This is a genomic window from uncultured Duncaniella sp. (assembly GCF_910578445.1).
Classification (GTDB): domain Bacteria; phylum Bacteroidota; class Bacteroidia; order Bacteroidales; family Muribaculaceae; genus Duncaniella.
Map to the genome: position 1 here is coordinate 39,218 of NZ_CAJTQC010000011.1, position 18,996 is coordinate 58,213.

Here is an 18,996-nt window from a genome sequence, read left to right on the forward strand (position 1 = left end):
AAACAGTGTGGCGCAAGTGATATTGCGCCACACTCTCTGATTTTTTTTAACGGATGAAAAGCAGTTCGCGGTATTTAGGCAGAGGCCACATTTCGTTATCGACAAGAAGCTCAAGCTTATCGATATGATAGCGGATGACCTCCAGACTCGGAGCGACATCATGAGAATAAGCGAGCGCCTTTTCACGCTCTGTCTCAATCTGGTTTGCTTCCTTGCGAGCATTGACCATCTTGGCGACCTCTTCCTTAATCACTGAGCAGTGACGCATGATTTTCTCTACGGTCACCGCATCCTGCGATGAAAGTTCCTCACCCTTGTTGCCGGGGAACAGAGTGCGTATCTTCACCATATTGTCAAGAAGAATCGACAGATAGCGGGTAGCGACAGGGATGATATGATTGATGGCAAGGTCACCGAGAACACGTGCCTCAATCTGAATCTTTTTGGTATACATCTCCCACTTAACCTCGTTGCGGGCTTCGAGTTCCACGTGGTTCATGACACCTGTCTTACGGAACATCTCAACTGACGACGGACGCAGGTAGGCATCGAAAATGAGAGCCGGATTTGTCTCGCAGTCAAGTCCTCGGCGGGCAGCCTCTTCCTTCCACTCATCCGAATAACCGTTGCCATCGAAATGGATTGGTTCTGAATAGAGAAGAAGAGCCTTGATTTCGGCAAGAAGAGCATGTTGCAGTTCCTCGCCTGCTTCAAGACGTGAATCCACCTTCTGCTTGAAATCGGCAAGCTGTTCGGCCATAGCCGCATTCAGGGCAATCATTGCAGAGGCACAGTTTGCGCTCGAACCGACGGCACGGAACTCGAAACGGTTGCCGGTGAATGCGAATGGCGAAGTGCGGTTACGGTCCGTATTGTCAATCATCAGTTCAGGAATCTGCGCGACACCGAGGTTCAATTCCTCTTTTCCTGCGAGAGCAATCAGATCGTCCTTATCGGAATTCTTGATTTTGTTTATGATTTCCGACAGCTGGCTTCCTGCAAAAATCGAGATAATTGCCGGGGGCGCTTCGTTAGCACCGAGACGATGGCAGTTTGTGGCCGACATGATTGATGCCTTCAGCAGTGCATTATGACGGTGGACAGCAGCCATGACATTGGCAACGAAAGTGATAAACTGAAGATTCTCCTTCGGTGTCTTGCCGGGAGCGAAAAGGAGCGTGCCGGTGTCTGTGCCGAGGCTCCAGTTGTTGTGCTTGCCTGAACCGTTGATTCCCGCAAAAGGCTTTTCGTGGAGAAGCACACGGAAATTGTGACGGCGCGCCACCTCGCTCATGAGCGACATGATGAGCATGTTGTGGTCGTTGGCAAGGTTGGTTTCCTCAAAAATCGGCGCGAGCTCAAACTGATTTGGGGCAACCTCGTTGTGGCGTGTCTTAGCCGGAATGCCAAGTTTGTGAGCCTCGATTTCAAGGTCAAGCATGAAAGCTTCGACACGCGAAGGGATAGCACCGAAATAGTGGTCCTCAAGCTGCTGGTTCTTTGCAGACTCATGGCCCATGAGCGTGCGGCCGGTCAGCACGAGGTCGGGACGCGCAGCATAGAGAGCTTCGTCAACAAGGAAATATTCCTGCTCCCAGCCAAGGTTTGAGATGACATGGTTGACCTTAGGGTCGAAATAGCGTGCGACAGCTGTACCGGCTTTGTCGACAGCAGAAAGCGCACGCAGAAGCGGAGTCTTGTAGTCAAGCGACTCTCCCGTATATGAAATAAAGATTGTCGGGATACAAAGTGTGTTATCTATAAGGAATGCCGGCGACGAGATATCCCATGCGGAATATCCGCGTGCCTCGAAAGTGTTACGGATACCGCCATTGGGGAAGCTCGATGCGTCAGGTTCCTGCTGAACGAGGAGTTTACCTGAAAATTCCTCCACCATGCCACCTTTACCGTCGTGCTCGACGAAACCGTCGTGTTTCTCGGCAGTGGTTTCGGTCAGCGGCTGAAACCAGTGTGTGTAGTGACGGGCTCCGTTGTCGATAGCCCAGCGCTTCATACCTTCGGCCACACTGTCGGCTACCTTGCGCGACAGAGGCTCTTTATTGTCAATGGCGTTGATGAGAGCTTTGTAAGTATCAATCGGGAGATACTCATACATCTTTGCGCGGTTGAACACCTTGCTTGCATAATATTCCTGCGGACGTGCTTTAGGAATATCAACAGGAACTGCCTTGCGGTTGGAAGCCTCTTCAACAACTTTGAACCTTAAACTTGACATAATGTGTTGGAATTAAGAAATTATGTAATTTTTTTTACTTATTTGCGTTAAATTGTGGTCAATTATGATTTCCCTGTGAGACGGTCGACACACAGGCGTGTATTTTCGTGGGTATTGAACGCTGTCAGACGGAAATAGCCCTCACCTGACGGGCCGAAACCACTTCCGGGAGTGCCAACGATGTGGTAACGTTCAAGCATATGGTCAAAAAATTCCCATGACGACATTCCCTCGGGCGTCTTCAGCCATATATATGGAGAATTCACACCGCCAACGACCTCATAACCGGCCTCTGCAAGACCGACACGAAGCATCCGGGCATTTTCGAGATAATAGTCAATACTTTCCTTAACCTGCCTCCGGCCTTCGGGACTGTAAAGGGCCTCAGCGCCACGCTGTGTCAGATAGCTCGCGCCATTGAACTTTGTTGTCTGCCGGCGGCGCCACAATCCGTTGAGTCCCACCAAACGTCCTGACTCATCCAAACCTTTCAGTTCTTTTGGAACGACAGTGTAGCCGAGACGGATACCGGTGAATCCGGCGGTCTTTGAATAACTGCGGAATTCGATTGCCACCTCCTTTGCCCCTTCAATCTCATAAATCGAATGTGGCACGTCGTCTTCACGGATATAAGCCTCATAGGCAGCGTCAAACAGTAGCAAAGCTCCGTGTTCACGGCAATAGTCAACCCACACCTTCAGCTGTGAACGTGTAAGGGTAGTCCCGGTAGGATTATTAGGATAACAGAGATATATGACATCAGGGTCGTTTACAGGAAGCGCCGGGACAAATGAATTCTCTGCCGTGCATGGCAGATATTCAATCCTGCTCCAACGGCCGTCATCGCCAAGTTCTCCGGCGCGCCCTCCCATGACATTGGTGTCGACATAGACCGGATAGACCGGATCGGTAACAGCAACGCAATTGGCAGTGGAAAGAATGTCGCCGATGTTACCTGTGTCACTCTTGGCTCCGTCACTGATGAATATTTCATCAGGGCCTATGTCTATGCCACGATTCTTATAGTCAAACTCGGAAATTTTCTCACTGAGAAAACCGTAGCCCTGCTCAGGTCCATAGCCATGGAAACTTTCACCGTTAGCCTCGTCATCGACAGCGGCGTGAAGAGCCGCTATGACTGCCGGACACAGCGGACGTGTGACATCCCCTATACCCATTCTTATTATATCCGTACCCGGATTTGCTTCGGTGTAAACCTTGACACGCCGGGCCACTTCACTGAACAGATATGAAGCAGGAAGCTTAGTGAAATTATCATTAATCCTGAACATTGCTTTATTATTTGAATTTCTATTTTTTTGCTTTTAACCGACAGATTCGAAACGTCTGACAAAGCGAAAAACCGGTCTATGAAAATTCCAAATGCAAAGATACGCTTTAATCGAAGACAAATCAATTTTGTCGGCGATAAATACCATCAAATACCTCTGTCGCACCTCCGGTCATCATGACATGGCCGTCCTCGCCCCACTCTATCTCAAGATTTCCTCCCCGCAGATGTATGGTGACCTTGCGGTCACACCGTCCGGTAAGGATAGCGGCTACAGCCGACGCACATGCTCCAGTGCCACACGCAAGAGTCTCGCCCGTGCCTCGTTCCCAGACACGCATTCTGGCCTCCGAACGCGAAATCACCTCAAGAAACTCGATATTGGCTCGGTCAGGCCAGATGTCGTGAGATTCAAGTTCAGGGCCTAAAGTGTCGAAATCGACATCTTCTATACGGTCTACGAATATGACACCGTGAGGATTTCCCATAGAGACTGCGGTGACTTTGACGTCGCCGCAGGAGGTTTCCACATCTTCCTCCACCATTCGCTCTGAGGCTGTGACGACGGGAATAAGCCCGGGGGTAAATTCAGGCTCGCCCATGTCAACCGTCACACTTTCCACTTCTCCGCCACTGTTCATATTAAGCGACAAAACCTTGATACCCGACAGGGTTTCAAGGCTTATGCGTCTTTGGTCAGTAAGGCCGTGGTCGTGGACATATCGGGCGATGCAACGAGAGGCATTGCCACACATGCGAGCCTCCGAACCATCATTGTTGAACATCCTCATTTTGAAATCAGCAACTTCGGATGGACATATCAGGACTATGCCGTCGCCTCCTACACCAAAATGGCGGTCGCTCATTTCGATGGCCAGCTCCGGAAGCCGGTCAGGAGTAGATTCCATACAATTAATATATATGTAATCATTACCGATGCCGTGCATTTTGGTGAACCTAATCACCTCGGTGGCTTTTTTTGCGGATGAGGTCATAAATTTTTGATTCCTTGTTTTTGTTATTATTTTCAGAAATCGCTGCAAAGTTAAGCATTTTGCTATAATAATATGCCTTTTACCCTCATTTTTTTGTAAAAATATCTCAATTTAAAAGATTTTAATACAAAATATCAATTTTTCACCATACCTCATTCCTTTCCATAATCCTGACTTTTCATCAGCCGCATCCATTTGCGGTAACCAAGCAGGGCGATAACAGTATAAATTCCATAAAGCACACAATAGAAATTTATACCTTTATAATAATATAGCGCACAACAGACAATATCGACAACAAACCATGCCAGCCACTGCTCGACATATTTTCTTGCCAACATCCATAGACCAACGATAGAGAGCGATGTGGTGAAGGCATCCGCAACAGGGACGGTCGAATCCGTAAACTCCACCAGTATCCACCATATCAATCGCCACAACAACAGTGTGGCACAAACCGCAGCCACGCCCGTCAACCATCCGATATGGGTTATCTTAAGAGACCCATGCTTGCTCTTTGACTCTCCGCGTGTCCACGACACAAAACCATAGACCGCGATAAGAAGATAGTAGATGTTTATTCCGAAATCAGCATAGAGACCTTTGGAATAATAAATCCACATCGAAATGGCCGGCATCACAACCGAAGCAATCCACACTTTGGCATCGGCATGATATTCCCACCAAAGATAGAGCAATCCGATTGTGAAGCCTAAAATTTCAAGTATAAGATCAAATGTCATTACAACAAACTGTCAATGATTATCAAAAACGAAGCGTGGCAGTAGCCATTACATGGGTCGGAGCTTGAGCCGCATAACCGGCATAGCGGTAAATCACCTTCTCGCCATCAACCACAGTGTAGCCTGCACCGGCATAGCCATTGTTGAAATATTTCTTGTCAAACAGATTATAGACCGAAAAACCGATGCGCATCTCCTTCACTCCGTGCAAATTTCTAAATGTGTAGCCAAGATGAAGGTCGGAAACGAAATAAGAATCGAGTTTCGCTTCTTCACTGCGCGCATTGTTCATGTATTGCTTTCCGACATAACGGCTCTGGAGAGAAGCATCAGCCCCACGATAATTAAAATTAAAAGCATTATTGAAGATGATGTCGGGCGAAAAGGCTATGGGCGTATCGCCGAGAGAGAACGAAATCGGATTCGTCCACTCATCTTCATATATGTACTCGACAAAATTCTTTATGCGGTTGCGTGACAATGTGAGATTGCAAGTCCAGTCAAACCATCCGCATGGCCTGAAAGCACCCTGAAGCTCCACACCCGCACGATATGAATCCGGGACATTGACGCTGATTGGATTGCCGGTGTCTGAAAGTTCACCTGTCGCCACAAGCTGATCCTTATACAACATATAATATAGGTTAATGCCTACGGAAAACAGCTTGCGGTTGAATGTATAGCCGAGCTCGAAATCATTCATCCGTTCCGATTCAGGGCGGTGAGCCGGATCGCCGTCTGTAAAGTTATCGCGCGTAGGCTCTTTCTGAGCGACAGCCCATGAAGCAAACGCACGGTGACTGCCCGAAGTGAAGTTCACTCCGAGTTTCGGATTAAAGAAATCCCAGCGACGGTTGACATCAAGCACCGCCGGAGCGGCGATGTTCCAGTCCCAGTTGTCAGATGCACCTTTTATTGTATAATGGATGTGGCGATACTGGAGGTCGGCATAGGCCGAGAAACGGCTGTCAATCTCATAGTTGGCGCGAATAAAAAGATTCGAATCGAATTTACGTCCGCGATTGTCGTAGTATTTCTGCAACGGATCAATCGGACCGACATAGTTGCGCACCCATTTCACCTGTCCGAAATGATGGCCGTCGAAATCAGTGACCGCACCGCCAAACAAGAGATTCAAGCCGTCGCGGATATAATTGAGGCTCAGCTGTCCTCCGTAAAAATCATTCACATTGTTTTTCAGACGGATAAGGTCAGACTTGCTGACCGTGTTGCCTTCAGCATCGACAAAAGGCTTCAGACCATACTCCTCAAGAGTGCGCCGGGTCTTATACTGGTCGTAGTAACCGTTATCGGCCGTGTAGTGGAGCGCTGCATTAAGATGAAAATAGCTTCCTAAACGCTGATGCAACAGCAGCTGGAAATGATGCTGGATATAATTGTCGTACTGGTCGGGGTAGTAGGCCCGCTGACCATTGTCATCCGTATATTCGCCACACGGATTATAGCGTCGCCCGAACTCCTCCATCTGTTCCTTCGAGGCATAATCCCACGCCATGTATGTCTTCTCCTTGCCACCGAATGCGAGGAAACGCACCGTGGTATTATAGGAAGAATAGGCGGCCTGTCCGAAATAGCTCCACAGTTCAGAAGATGCCCTGTCGATATAACCGTCTGAGCCGAGATGACTGAGCCGCGCATCGAAACTCCAGTGCTCGCCAATCAGTCCGGAGCCTACACGAAAAGTCTCTCGGTTGGTATTGTATGCGCCATAAGCTCCTGAAAATTCAGCATACGCGTCCTCCGACGGAGCATCGGTGACCATATTGACACTCGCGCCAAACGCTCCCGCACCGTTTGTCGATGTTCCAGCTCCGCGCTGAATCTGTACATCGCGAAGCGAGGATGCAAGGTCAGGCATATTGACCCAATAGACATTGTGGCTCTCAGGATTGTTGATAGGAATACCGTTGGCGGTAACATTTATACGCGACCCATCCGTTCCGCGGATACGCATCGACGTGTAACCGATGCCCCCGCCGGCGTCGGATGTGGTGGTGACCGAAGGGGTCATCTGCAAAAGATAGGTCATGTCGCGACCGTCATTGTTACGCACCAGTTCTCGCTTGCCGACATTCGTAAACGCAACCGGCGTTTTAGCAGTGGCACGGTTGGCCACAACTTCAACATGGTCAAGCACAAGACTCAAAGAATCATCCACCACACCGGAATCGTGTCCGGCAACGGCGGCATGTAAGCTGGCAGTCCCTGAAAGGACTACAGCAGGTAAAAGCAATTTTTTCATAATTTTTCTCTACGCCGGTATTACCCGGATCAGGTTCAAAGGGTATAATCTCAGACCTGCCTGCCGACGGCGACCATTGCGCGACCGGCAAAGGCGGACACCCCTAAATCTATTAAAGCCGTACTCCTACGGCATATTCAGAAACCCATCGGAAGTAACTGCACAATGCAACCACCTGTGAATTTCGCTGCAAAGGTAATAATTTACATCGTTATTCCACAATAATTGCAGCCTGACAATCACATTTATATCGTATTTACCAAAAACGGACTTCAAATCAAGCTCTTTTGTCATCAATCAATATAAAAATCTCATTGTTTTTAACTAAATTTGCGACACATAAGTAACTTAACCAAATTTTAACCAATCAGCCATGACCGACGACGAAGCTCTAAGCCAACTCTACTTCAAGGATACGGCATTTGAAAACCTCATGCAGAAACGCATATTCAACGTTCTGCTCATAGCATCGGCCTACGATGCATTCATGATGGAGGAAGACGGCCGTGTCGAAGAGCAACTCTACTTCGAGTACACCGCACTCAACCTCTCCTCACCGCCACGAGTGACGCGCGCACTCAATTCGACCGAGGGAATCGAAATTATGAAAACAAAAAATTTCGATCTGGTCATCATGATGCCGGGCAACGATGTCAGCGAGACATTCGCCGGAGCGCGACGCATACGTGCGCTCTACCCGGAAATGCCAATCATCGTGCTCACTCCTTTTTCAAAAGAAGTTTCACGCAGACTTTCCAACGAAGATTTCACCGGCATCGACTACGTGTTCTCATGGCTCGGCAACGTGGACCTGCTGCTTGCCATAATCAAGCTGCTTGAGGACAAGATGAACGCCGACAACGACATAAACGGCGTCGGCGTACAGATGATTCTGCTTGTCGAGGACTCAGTCAGATTTTATTCATCGGTTCTTCCGATCGTTTATAAATTCATTCTCAAACAGTCGCGTGAGTTCTCAACCGAAGCGCTCAACGAGCATGAACAGATGCTCCGCATGCGAGGTCGTCCAAAAGTCATGCTCGCGCGTGACTACGAGGAAGCCCTTGAGCTATATGACCGCTACAGCGACCACATATTAGGTGTGATCAGCGACGTGTCATTCATGCACGAAGGCAAAAAAGACCCAAAGGCCGGCATAAGACTCGCCCGTGAGCTTCGCGAGCGCGATCCATATCTTCCGCTGATTATTGAAAGCTCCGAAAACGAAAACGCCCACGACGTATCGGAAATCGGCGGAACATTCATCGACAAAAATTCCAAGAAATTCCCGGTAGACCTCGGCAAAGCAATTATAAATAACTTCGGATTCGGCGATTTCGTAATCCGCAATCCAGAAAGCGGCGAAGAGATATTCCGCATAAAGTCACTCAAAGACCTGCAAAAAAACATCTTCGACATTCCTGCCGAAGCGCTCTACTGGCACGCGTCGTTCAACGACATCTCCCGCTGGCTCTATTCACGTGCCATGTTCCCGATAGCCGAAGTCATCAAACACCACCGCTTCCGCGACCTGAAAGACGCTCCGCAAGTGCGCAAACTGTTCTTCGACCTCATCGTGAAATACCGCAAGATGAAAAACCGCGGCGTGGTCGCTATTTTCCAGAAAGAACGTTTCGACCGTTACTCAAACTTCGCGCGCATCGGCCAAGGCTCGCTCGGAGGCAAAGGCCGCGGTCTGGCATTCATCGACTCGATAATCAAAAAGAATCCTGTCTGTGACAATTTCGACGGCATTTCCATTACAATTCCGCGCACAGTGGTGCTCTGTACAGACATCTTCGACGAGTTCATGGAGAGCAACAAGCTCTATCCAATCGCTCTGAGCGATGCCCCCGACGAAGAAATCCTCGCTCACTTCCTCAAAGGCAAGCTGCCACGGAGAATCAAGGACGACCTTCTCGCGCTATTCGAAGTCGTCGACACCCCCATAGCCGTCCGAAGCTCAAGTCTGCTCGAAGACTCCCACTATCAGCCGTTTGCAGGCATCTACTCGACATACATGGTTCCCAAAGTGAGCGATCCGCAAGAAATGCTGCGAATGGTCACAAGTGCCATCAAGGGTGTCTATGCTTCTGTGTTCTATTCTGACTCAAAGGCATATATGACAGCGACATCCAACGTCATTGACCAAGAAAAAATGGCAGTCATCCTACAGGAAGTTGTCGGACGCGAGGTCGATGGCTACTATTTCCCGTCGTTCTCAGGTGTAGGGCGTTCGCTCAACTACTACCCTCTCAATGACGAGAAGCCCGAAGACGGGGTTGCCGAAGTGGCGGTTGGACTCGGAAAATACATTGTCGACGGTGGTCTTGCGCTTCGTTTTTCGCCACGCCATCCCGAAAATGTCCTACAGACATCGGAACTGTCGCTCGCTCTGCGCGACACCCAGACTCGCATGTATGCACTTGAGATGAAAGGCGAGGCCAACGATACAAGCGTCCAAGACCGGAAAGCCGACAAAACGGATTCAACACCAGCGCTCAGTATCGACGATGGCTACAATGTGGCAAAGCTCCGTGTGCAGGACATTGCGGAAAAAGGCGCACTTAAATATATGGTGTCGACATTCGATTTCCGCGACAACGTGATCCGCGACAGCGACTATGGCGAAGGCCGACGCGTTGTCACCTTCAACAACATTCTGAAGCACAAGGCATATCCTCTCGCTGAATCAGTCGATTTCATGCTGACCACAGGACAGGAAGCCATGCAGCGTCCGGTCGAAATTGAATTTGCAGGCATGATCGGGCCTGACCCCAAAATGGTCGGTCCGGGCGAAAAGCACAAGGGTCGTCTCTACTGGCTGCAAATCAGGCCTATCGTGGACAGGAAGGAAACCGTTGACGAGGCTCTCATGGCCACGCCCGACGAAAAACTATTACTAAAGTCAGGCACAGCTCTCGGACATGGCAACATCGAAGGAGTCAATACGGTGGTCTATGTAAGGCCGGAGAAATTCTCGTCGTCAAACAACTCTCTCATCGCACGCGAAATCGAGAAAATCAACCGTGGATTCCTTGACCGCGAAGAGCGCTACATCCTCATCGGTCCGGGCAGATGGGGCTCGTCGGACACCTCGCTTGGCATCCCCGTGAAATGGCCCGCAATATCGGCCGCACGACTGATAGTCGAGTCATCTCTGCCAAACTACCGCATCGAGCCAAGCCAAGGCACTCATTTCTTTCAGAATCTCACATCGTTCGGAGTGGCATATTTCACCATCGACACAAACGCACGCAAAAAAGAGGGCGATCCGGTCACCGACCTCTACGACGTGGAATATCTCAACTCACAGCCTGCCATCTATGAAAGCGACTTTGTCAGAATAGTCACATTCCCGACTCCGCTTGCCATCGGTGTCAACGGGCTGAAAGGCACGGGTGTGGTGGTAAAGCCGGAAGCATAGGCCTGTCATCCCGAAAAACAACCCGAAAAACAGACATGGGTATGTGCCACGCAAACCGGCACATACCCATGTCTGTTTAATATGCTATATCTGATAGCTTTCTCCTGAAAACCGTCAGAAGATATATCCGAATCCTAAATTAAGGTAGATTGGATACATGTTGAATGAAACAGTCTTGAACGAGCGGACAAAAATATCGTTCAGCCCCCATGTAAGATTGGCATTCACCGACAGACGTTTGAACACATGCCACGAACCGCCACACTGCAATCCCCACTGAAACTTGCGCAGTTCGCTTCCGAAATCGTAGGTGGCCTTGGCATCGTCTTCAAATGAGACCTTGTTGCCCGTAGGATCGCCCTCACGCAGATAGCCATCGTAGACATAGCCGTCAAACTCATTGCTGAAAGCATAGGCAAGATATGGTCCGAAATTCAATTTCCATCGGTCATTTATCCTGTAGGCAGCCGTAATCGGAATTGTCAGCTGCTGCGTATGGTACTTTGTCTGTACCCTGCCGGTCCACTTGCCGCTAAGTTTTTTACCGTCCTGAATGATTTCCATGCCATAGTTCTTCACGTTGGCATTAGTCTCCATTCCTTTTGTCTCAAAACGGAATCCGGTGGTGATACCCCATTTTTTATCCTGCCCGAACCATTTTGTGACAGAAGTTCCGATCTGAAGATTGAGATGCGGACTATAGGAGTTTATCTGACGGATTTCAGCCGGAAGAGGAAGCGGCGATGCGCCACCGATATTCACCCCGGCATTAACCTCATATTCCAGACCGAGAAGCACGGATTTATAGATACTGCACGGGCGGTCGGATTGAGAAAAATCCTGCTCGTTTACATCTGACTGGGCAAAGCCATATATCGAAGCGCAAGCCATCACGGCAAGGCTAAAGTATTTCCTGATATTCATAATGATATTCATTTTTCAGCATAAGGGGGAATTGCGTAAAACGCATTCACGTCAATCACATTCGAGTTCAAGTTCGTCCACCCGGAGCGTGCTGCCTACAGCTCCTGAGAAATAATCGCCGTCGATACTTGACGACATGACTATGGTTATGCTGTAGAGACCGTTTTCAAGTTTATCGGGGTCAATAGACTTACCGTCACGGAACACAAAAGGCAGATGGAAGTAAGTCCACTCCTCTTTAGGCTGACGCTGTTCATCCGACAGACGTGCCACAGCAATGATGTTAGGATTGTTCTCGGAAAGCACATTTGAGCCGTCGAGCCACTCCATTTCTGGAGTCGATTCAAAAAACACGGCATAGATGTTACATTCATCCACCTTGCCCTCGACAGTCTCAAGCTTGTTCGACTCGTTCAACCGCTGGTAGATCTCTCCGGGCTTATATTTATAATAACCGTTGAAGTAGCGCGGGACGCTTGAGAACGGCGTTCCGAACTGAGTGGCCTTCAACGGTGTAGCCACCGCAATTGTCACATTGAACTTACCTATGAACAGGTTGCCGGCTGCAATAGGCTTGTTGACCATCGCACCCCACGCCCCGGTCGAACGTGTGACCATTTCCACACATTTGCCGATGTAGCCCTCGTCTGCCTGAAATGTCGGATAGGTTTCAGGTGGTTTCGTCCCGTTGGTCATTGCAAAGCCGGCATTGCCGCTCGCCCAGATCATCGTGTCGCGCTGATGGGTGGATTCATTGATGCTGACATCAAGAAACTCGTCATAACTTCCACCTTGCATCGATTTGACTATCCGGATATCCTCAAACCCATATTTCAGATTTATCGCATTGTTGCGCTGCACTGCTACAGTGTACACCTTGCTCCATTCGCCATCCTGCGAAGTCACGACATAGGTCTGAGGTTCTGTAAAATCACGCACCGTTCCGCTCTCAGGCTGAATGACCGCGCCGGGTGTAAGCTCGAACTCCGGGGCAAGCTCTGTGATGTTTACATGATTTTTAACAATAAGCGTGACACGGTCATTCTCGATGATCGGCGTGCGGTTAAGCTCATCATCAGGCAAAACGACACTGACAATATCACACTCTGCATTGAGGGGCTCTTTTTTTATGCACGATGCCATAGCCAACATCATGCCAAGCACTAAAAGCCATTTGATTACTTTCATATTCTGATTGGATTTTATTTATGCCATACAACCTGAAACCTATATAGTTGCATTCCTGAAAAACCGGCCGTGACACAATTATCAAGAACACGCGCACGATTCCAAACAATACGGCAATATCGCCACAAATTTACTAAAAAACATATATAGATGTGACATTTGTGCCATTTTTTCATCATAAATTGGGCATTTCTGCCAAAAAATTATCAAAAAATATCTAATTTTAGGGAGAATTGTAAATAATCATTAACTTTGCAGCGGAAATTCATTAAATCTGATTCATTTCCGATAGTACATATTTCTATAATGTCTGATTTTTACGCAATACATTTTTTTCACAGTGTCCGTAAAATCTCTCTCGCTCCAACCCTTAATAGACAAATCAATTATAATCACTAACTTCATGAAATTACTTTACAAAACCTTACTCAGCACCATGCTGGTAAGCCCTCTGTGTGTCAATATATACGCACAGCAGCAAATTCCAAACTCAGACTTCGAAGGCGGATGGACAGATTGTGTTCCTTGGACATTCTATGTCAGCCAAGGCGAAGAAGGCAGATACGGAGAGATAAGCGAAGTTGTAGCGGGCAAGAACCCGACCGGATGGATCATCTCCAATGTCGCCGGAATGGCATCATACTACGAAGGTTCGGCAAGCGGACTCGGAACAACATTGGTAGGAGATTCAGTCGAAGGCTTCAACTCGAACTGCGCTGTCAAGCTGACCAACAACCCCAACCCCTTCATGGAGGCACAGATTGTCCCGGGCTACATGACCCTCGGCCCGGCATGGTCCACTGCAAATCCCAGTTTCAGCATTACCGGAATCACCATTAACAACAGTGACGGCGGAGCATTCGGCGGAATGAAATTCAACGAACGCCCGACAGGTATCGAATTCATGTACAAGCGCAGCCGCGGTGAAGACAAGCCGGCTGAAAAATCGACAGTCGTAGCCTATCTCTGGAAGGGCCACTGGACTCAGAAAGATGTACCCGCAGTCGTATATATGGCAGGTGATCCCGTCTGCAAGGACATGACTGACCGTGACCGCTGCATCCTCGGAATGGATATGACCGGTTGTCAGGGTGGCGAAGTCAGCAAGAGCGACGACGCAGAGCTTATCGCTGTCATCAACGCTGAAATCACCGAAGACGCTTCTGAATGGACCAAGTTCTCAGCAAAATTTGACTACAAGTCAGACGCAACACCCGAGATGATAAACATCATCATCGCTGCCGGTGACTACTTCGGAGGCGCATCCGTAGTCGGCAAGGACAACTCACTCATTGTTGACGATGTAAAACTCATCTATGCCGAAAACGACAAGAATGTCTACTCAGGTGTGCTCAATATCGACATGATGGGCAACGCTCTTGCAACCAACAAGCCCGCTACTATCGAAATCACTCCCGCAGGCGAAGGCAAATGCACATTCACTCTGCCCAACTTCGTTCTTGAAATGCCCGGAGCAGAACCCATGATTCTCGGTGACATCGTGGTGAACGACGTGACAACTTCAGAAGAAAACGGCGTGACTACATACAAAGGCGACGTCAAGGGCATGCAGCTTGCCGGAGGCACAATTGTCGCTGACGTGACACTCAACGGCACTATCTCAGGCAACAACGTAGAGATGAATATCGATGTAATGTGGTCCGGAATTCCTATCAAGGTCTCATTCACATCCACAACATCAGGCATCAGCGACATCAACGCCGACACTAACGCTCCTGTTGAATATTTCAACATTCAGGGAATGCGCGTCAACGCCGACAACATGGCCCCCGGCATCTATGTCAAGCGTCAGGGCAACAAAGTAAGCAAGATTCTTGTGAAGTAAATCATAGAGTCTGACTCAACTAAAAAACGTGTGACATTCAACGCGAATGTCACACGTTTTTTATATAAACATACCGAATATGACGGAAACTAAAACTCCGTCTGCTTCTCACGAGGCAGACGGAGTAATTCTGTTTAAACACTTAGCATAATTAACGAATAATCTTCACTTAAAATACGTGATATTATCACAATCCAAAAACTGATTAAAATTTTACACATTGCAAAGTTAGCTCATTGTCAAGCTTAACTACTGCACTTTATCGTACCTTCTAAAATGAATCTCAAAATATTTCATCGTAAACATCTTATTTTAAGCATATTCAACAATATGCGTTATCCTTTTTATATAAACTGCAATATAAGCTTAAACTTAACAAAACGCACATCGTATATAACATTTGATACAGCTTACATCCATTCAAAACAATAATTGACAGACCTTCTACATTCCGAAAAAATCAGCCCTCGGCCACCTTCACTCCGAGAAGACTGACAGGTCGGCTGCCAACGGGAGAAAAGACGATGCCATCCGCTAAAGTCGCCACAAAAAAAGAGCGGCCTTCATCACGAGGACAGCTCTCAACAGAATCTAACGTAGTTTAAATAGTTCTTCTAAATCTAACGAAAAACAAATCTTTAATACCTATTACATAAATCTTACCTATGTTTATTTTATAATCTCTTTGTGGAAAGTTTCAATAGTGATTTTAATATTATAACGCAAAGATATAGGCTTTTTCATCCCGACGCAATAGCCCGACGGCCAAATATAACTCACCATATAAATAATACAAACATTAAAGGCTATAAATCAACGCATTGACCTATAGCCTTACATTGTAAAATATAAGTATAATCTAATGATTTAAAAGCTATTTATACAATATTCTGACACATATTATCAATGATGAATCACGCAATAATACCTATTTTCATGACATCGGCATCAAATGTGTCGCGATGGATAGCCTTGTTTCGGAGCTTGTTTCGATACGTATAGACCGTATTGAGCGTAACACCAAGAAAACGCGCCACCTGAGCCGTATCGTCAACACCAAGACGAGTGAATGCAAGCACACGGAGTTCGGTCGTAAGCACATTTTTCGCAGGAGCTACAATACGCTTCTCCGGCGAGAGCAGTGCATTGACATCATTTATGAAAGTGGGATAAATAGCAAGAAAGGCGTCATCGAAAATATCATCAAACTTCTTGCGCTGTTCCTCAATCATCTTTCCGCTCTTTATTATGTTGAGCAGGTCGTCGACCTGACCTGCGGCAAGCTTGCGACGGGTAATGCGGTTGAACTCCTCAAGCCCCTCCATGTAACTGGAAGAAAGATTCATGAACTCAGAGATGTAAGCCTCTTTCGACTGGTTGGCCTTTGCAAGCTGCTGTTTGATCCGTTCAAGTTCGCGGGTGCGCCGGCGTTTGCTGCGATATAGATTCCAAAGCAACAGAGCTACACCACACAGACACACGATAAGGCCTATCAACATAACGAATGTCGTACGTTCCTGCTGGCGCAATGCCTGCGACACCGGCATCAAAGCGGCAGAAATCATCATACTGTTTGTCTTGGCGCCTCCGGCCAAAGCTTCCTCAAGAGCGACTGACAGATAATTATGAGCCCTCGCAAGGTCTCCCACTTCATAGAGAGCCGCACCAAGACGTATGAGGGCTGTTCCATGGCGATCGCCTGAGCGGATATCACTCAATGCTGCCTTGGCGAGATGGAAAATAGCCTCGTCAGTGGCTCCGAGCACAAACTGACGACCTCCGAGGGCGGTCAACACCATTGAATAATACGGATTGTCTTCCGGGATTTCTTCCGCAAGCTCCATAAGGCAGGCCAAAAACATGGCATCATTGCCCTGCGCGAAATACATCAGCGCAAGATTGAGCCTTGCGCCATAGGAATCCGCTGGTAGAGCAGCCTGTAATTCCTTGGCATATTTAAGTCCCGGCTTTATATAATTGTCACGCATAGCCGTTCCTTCAAACACCTCGGCTATGGTATAGTATAGGTTTCTTCCGACTTCATAGAATTGTGCTCTGTTTTCAGGATACGCTCCGTAATGAGCCACATTGACAATGTCTTTCATCGCATCAGGAGTCGAACTGAGCTTACAAAGTTCTGTCGCACGCCTGATAAGGAAACGCTGAGCCATGACAGAATCACCGACAGACATCGCAGCCTTGAAACCTTGCGAGAACACCACTATGGCCGAATCGGCGTTCAGGCCGCCTTGGAGCTCTCCAAGTTCGAGATAACGGTTCACAAAGCCAAGCGAATCTGCAAGCAACAGGGCTTTTATGGAATCTACCTTATTCTGACGCAATGATGTATAGTCATTACGGTGCATGAGTTCACTATCCAGTTGCTCCAGCAGTTCATTGCTATCCGACAGACTGGTATGAGACGCCGATAGAGGGAAAACGGCAGATAAGATTACAATTATACCGATGATTAAACCTTTCATTCGGAATGTAGAGATGTTACTATTAAACCAAACCTAAGACTATCAGAAGACAACCGTCTTCTGAATTTAAGCCGGTGCGGTGTGAGGGTTACTGATTGTGATAAAATATAACGAGAAGAATATAGAGGTTCGAGGCAAAATGTCTACAAATTTATCATTAAAAAACGTCCCTGCCAAACGGCAGAGACGTAAATTTTCGAATTGTAGCCCCATTGGAGACACAATTGTTTTTTTCAGCGAAGTCGATTGTAGGAATTCAACAACTTTATGTCGCGTTTTATAGCCCCAAGGCCAAGTATTTCAAACGCCACAGCAATCGGGAGCAAAATATCCCAGACAGCAAAATCGGCATCAAGACCTTCAGAACCGGCCTGCTTGAAAAGTATGAAGCACACAACCGCGATGCAGCATAGGGTCAGCAGTAAAGAGATTGTGAGGACTTTCCGCTGAAGCGAGATATTACGGTAAAGAAAAATATCGACTATAAGCAAAATGACCGTCGCGGCAACCGGAATCAGAAGACCATATTCATACATGGCATAGAGTTTTTCGGACACTACCGGCTGAGCGGTAAGATCATGAACTTCGCCATAGGGCACTATGAGAAAAATGGCCATAGCCACCATAGCGAGAAAGATGTAGACAGTCTGAATGCGTTGTATCTGCATAGTTTAATAGAATTTAGAATTGATTTTGATATTGCATCGGCCACGGTAGGCCGTATTTTTGTCAAAAGTACTAAAAATTTAACAATCCGACATACGATTAGTTGGCATTTTATCGTAATTTTGTCAAAAATATACACCCGACAATCAAATAGATTATGGATAAACGCCCCCTTATACTTATCACCAATGATGACGGACTCGGAGCGCGAGGCCTCGAACATCTGGTCAGAATCGCTGTCAGGTTCGGAGATGTGGTCGTCGTCGCCCCTGATGCGCCACAGTCAGGAAAATCCTCGGCAATCACCGTCAACACACCGCTATATGTCAACGAGCACGACTCCATTGACGGAGCAAAAGTATTCACGACAAGCGGCACTCCTGTCGACTGCGTAAAACTCGCAATGTTCGCCGTGCTTGACCGAAAACCAGACTTGGTGCTGTCAGGCATAAACCACGGTTCAAATTCAGGGGTCAACAACATTTATTCAGGGACAATGGGCGCGACAATGGAAGGATGCACACTCGGCATTCCCTCAATCGGCTATTCGCTCCTCAGCCACTCCCCTAACGCAGATTTCGACCCGACAACTCCTTTCATTGAGGAAATCACCCGGAAAGTAATCAGCAACGGACTGCCCGACGGAATCTGTCTCAATGTAAACTTTCCGGCCAAATGCACCCCTCTTGGAATCAAGGTGGTCAGAGCAGCCAAAAGCCACTGGACTGAAGAATACGCCACCTATTCAACCCCACACGGCAAGACTTTCTACTGGCTGACGGGCAAACTATTCAATGAAGAGCCTGACAATCCGGAAACTGACGAATATTGGCTCGCACGTCAATATGGCACAGTTGTCCCCATCCGCCCTGCCCAATCAGCCATCGACGAGATTCCGGCCATAAGCCGGCTCTTAGAGCTGTAGGCACATATA

Annotated in this window: 12 protein-coding genes and 1 riboswitch; of the genes, 3 read left to right on the plus strand and 9 right to left on the minus strand. The window is 47.9% G+C overall.

What is annotated here, in order from left to right; genetic code table 11:
- Positions 1 to 46 precede the first annotated feature (46 nt).
- The 5 genes from QZ311_RS06375 to QZ311_RS06395 form a co-directional block, all read right to left on the minus strand.
- Positions 47 to 2,236 (minus strand): glutamine synthetase III, encoded by a 2,190-nt coding sequence (locus QZ311_RS06375; protein ID WP_297065604.1) that lies wholly within the window; start codon positions 2,234 to 2,236, stop codon positions 47 to 49.
- Between the two features lie 62 nt (positions 2,237 to 2,298).
- Positions 2,299 to 3,528, minus strand: coding sequence for an LL-diaminopimelate aminotransferase (locus QZ311_RS06380; protein WP_297065606.1), 1,230 nt, complete (start codon positions 3,526 to 3,528; stop codon positions 2,299 to 2,301).
- 121 nt (positions 3,529 to 3,649) lie between these two features.
- A complete protein-coding gene (gene dapF / locus QZ311_RS06385) occupies positions 3,650 to 4,522 on the minus strand; it encodes a diaminopimelate epimerase (protein ID WP_297065608.1) in 873 nt (290 codons plus the stop codon).
- A gap of 152 nt (positions 4,523 to 4,674) precedes the next feature.
- A complete protein-coding gene (gene pnuC, locus QZ311_RS06390) occupies positions 4,675 to 5,265 on the minus strand; it encodes a nicotinamide riboside transporter PnuC (RefSeq protein ID WP_297065611.1) in 591 nt (196 codons plus the stop codon).
- Positions 5,266 to 5,287: 22 nt separating this feature from the next.
- Positions 5,288 to 7,528, minus strand: coding sequence for a TonB-dependent receptor (locus QZ311_RS06395; RefSeq protein ID WP_297065615.1), 2,241 nt, complete (start codon positions 7,526 to 7,528; stop codon positions 5,288 to 5,290).
- Positions 7,517 to 7,643, minus strand: a riboswitch (TPP riboswitch). (Overlaps the previous gene by 12 nt.)
- A gap of 258 nt (positions 7,644 to 7,901) precedes the next feature.
- Between QZ311_RS06395 and QZ311_RS06400 the strand changes: the two genes are divergently transcribed.
- Positions 7,902 to 10,955, plus strand: a complete 3,054-nt coding sequence (locus QZ311_RS06400) for a PEP/pyruvate-binding domain-containing protein (protein WP_297065619.1) — start codon at positions 7,902 to 7,904, stop codon at positions 10,953 to 10,955.
- A 114-nt stretch (positions 10,956 to 11,069) separates the two neighbouring features.
- Here the strand turns inward: QZ311_RS06400 and QZ311_RS06405 are convergent, their stop codons facing one another.
- On the minus strand, positions 11,070 to 11,846 hold the full coding sequence (locus QZ311_RS06405) for a porin family protein (protein WP_297065694.1): 777 nt from the start codon (positions 11,844 to 11,846) through the stop codon (positions 11,070 to 11,072).
- An 84-nt stretch (positions 11,847 to 11,930) separates the two neighbouring features.
- Complete coding sequence (locus tag QZ311_RS06410; protein WP_297065622.1) at positions 11,931 to 13,067, minus strand: PCMD domain-containing protein; 1,137 nt, start codon at positions 13,065 to 13,067, stop codon at positions 11,931 to 11,933.
- 436 nt (positions 13,068 to 13,503) lie between these two features.
- On the opposite strand from QZ311_RS06410, the gene QZ311_RS06415 reads away from it, so the two are divergent.
- Positions 13,504 to 14,913, plus strand: a complete 1,410-nt coding sequence (locus QZ311_RS06415) for a calycin-like domain-containing protein (RefSeq protein ID WP_297065625.1) — start codon at positions 13,504 to 13,506, stop codon at positions 14,911 to 14,913.
- A gap of 914 nt (positions 14,914 to 15,827) precedes the next feature.
- On the opposite strand, the gene QZ311_RS06420 is transcribed toward QZ311_RS06415, so the two are convergent.
- Positions 15,828 to 17,279: a DUF6377 domain-containing protein gene (locus tag QZ311_RS06420; protein WP_297065629.1), complete on the minus strand. Its 1,452-nt coding sequence runs from the start codon at positions 17,277 to 17,279 to the stop codon at positions 15,828 to 15,830.
- Between the two features lie 350 nt (positions 17,280 to 17,629).
- Complete coding sequence (locus tag QZ311_RS06425) at positions 17,630 to 18,064, minus strand: DUF4293 family protein (protein WP_297065632.1); 435 nt, start codon at positions 18,062 to 18,064, stop codon at positions 17,630 to 17,632.
- Positions 18,065 to 18,219: 155 nt separating this feature from the next.
- Here QZ311_RS06425 and surE point away from each other — a divergent pair, with 155 nt between their 5' ends.
- The gene (surE, locus tag QZ311_RS06430; protein ID WP_297065635.1) at positions 18,220 to 18,987 is read left to right on the plus strand and encodes a 5'/3'-nucleotidase SurE; all 768 of its coding nucleotides are present in this window, start codon (positions 18,220 to 18,222) and stop codon (positions 18,985 to 18,987) included.
- Positions 18,988 to 18,996: the final 9 nt, after the last annotated feature.

Excerpts from the sequence above, each read along its gene's own strand:
- QZ311_RS06375 (WP_297065604.1), bottom strand. The coding sequence starts at position 2,236 with ATGTCAAGTTTAAGGTTCAAAGTTGTTGAAGAGGCTTCCAACCGCAAG.
- QZ311_RS06380 (WP_297065606.1), bottom strand. The coding sequence starts at position 3,528 with ATGTTCAGGATTAATGATAATTTCACTAAGCTTCCTGCTTCATATCTG.
- dapF (WP_297065608.1), bottom strand. The coding sequence starts at position 4,522 with ATGACCTCATCCGCAAAAAAAGCCACCGAGGTGATTAGGTTCACCAAA.
- pnuC (WP_297065611.1), bottom strand. The coding sequence starts at position 5,265 with ATGACATTTGATCTTATACTTGAAATTTTAGGCTTCACAATCGGATTG.
- QZ311_RS06395 (WP_297065615.1), bottom strand. The coding sequence starts at position 7,528 with ATGAAAAAATTGCTTTTACCTGCTGTAGTCCTTTCAGGGACTGCCAGC.
- QZ311_RS06400 (WP_297065619.1), top strand. The coding sequence starts at position 7,902 with ATGACCGACGACGAAGCTCTAAGCCAACTCTACTTCAAGGATACGGCA.
- QZ311_RS06405 (WP_297065694.1), bottom strand. The coding sequence starts at position 11,846 with ATGGCTTGCGCTTCGATATATGGCTTTGCCCAGTCAGATGTAAACGAG.
- QZ311_RS06410 (WP_297065622.1), bottom strand. The coding sequence starts at position 13,067 with ATGAAAGTAATCAAATGGCTTTTAGTGCTTGGCATGATGTTGGCTATG.
- QZ311_RS06415 (WP_297065625.1), top strand. The coding sequence starts at position 13,504 with ATGCTGGTAAGCCCTCTGTGTGTCAATATATACGCACAGCAGCAAATT.
- QZ311_RS06420 (WP_297065629.1), bottom strand. The coding sequence starts at position 17,279 with ATGCACCGTAATGACTATACATCATTGCGTCAGAATAAGGTAGATTCC.
- QZ311_RS06425 (WP_297065632.1), bottom strand. The coding sequence starts at position 18,064 with ATGCAGATACAACGCATTCAGACTGTCTACATCTTTCTCGCTATGGTG.
- surE (WP_297065635.1), top strand. The coding sequence starts at position 18,220 with ATGGATAAACGCCCCCTTATACTTATCACCAATGATGACGGACTCGGA.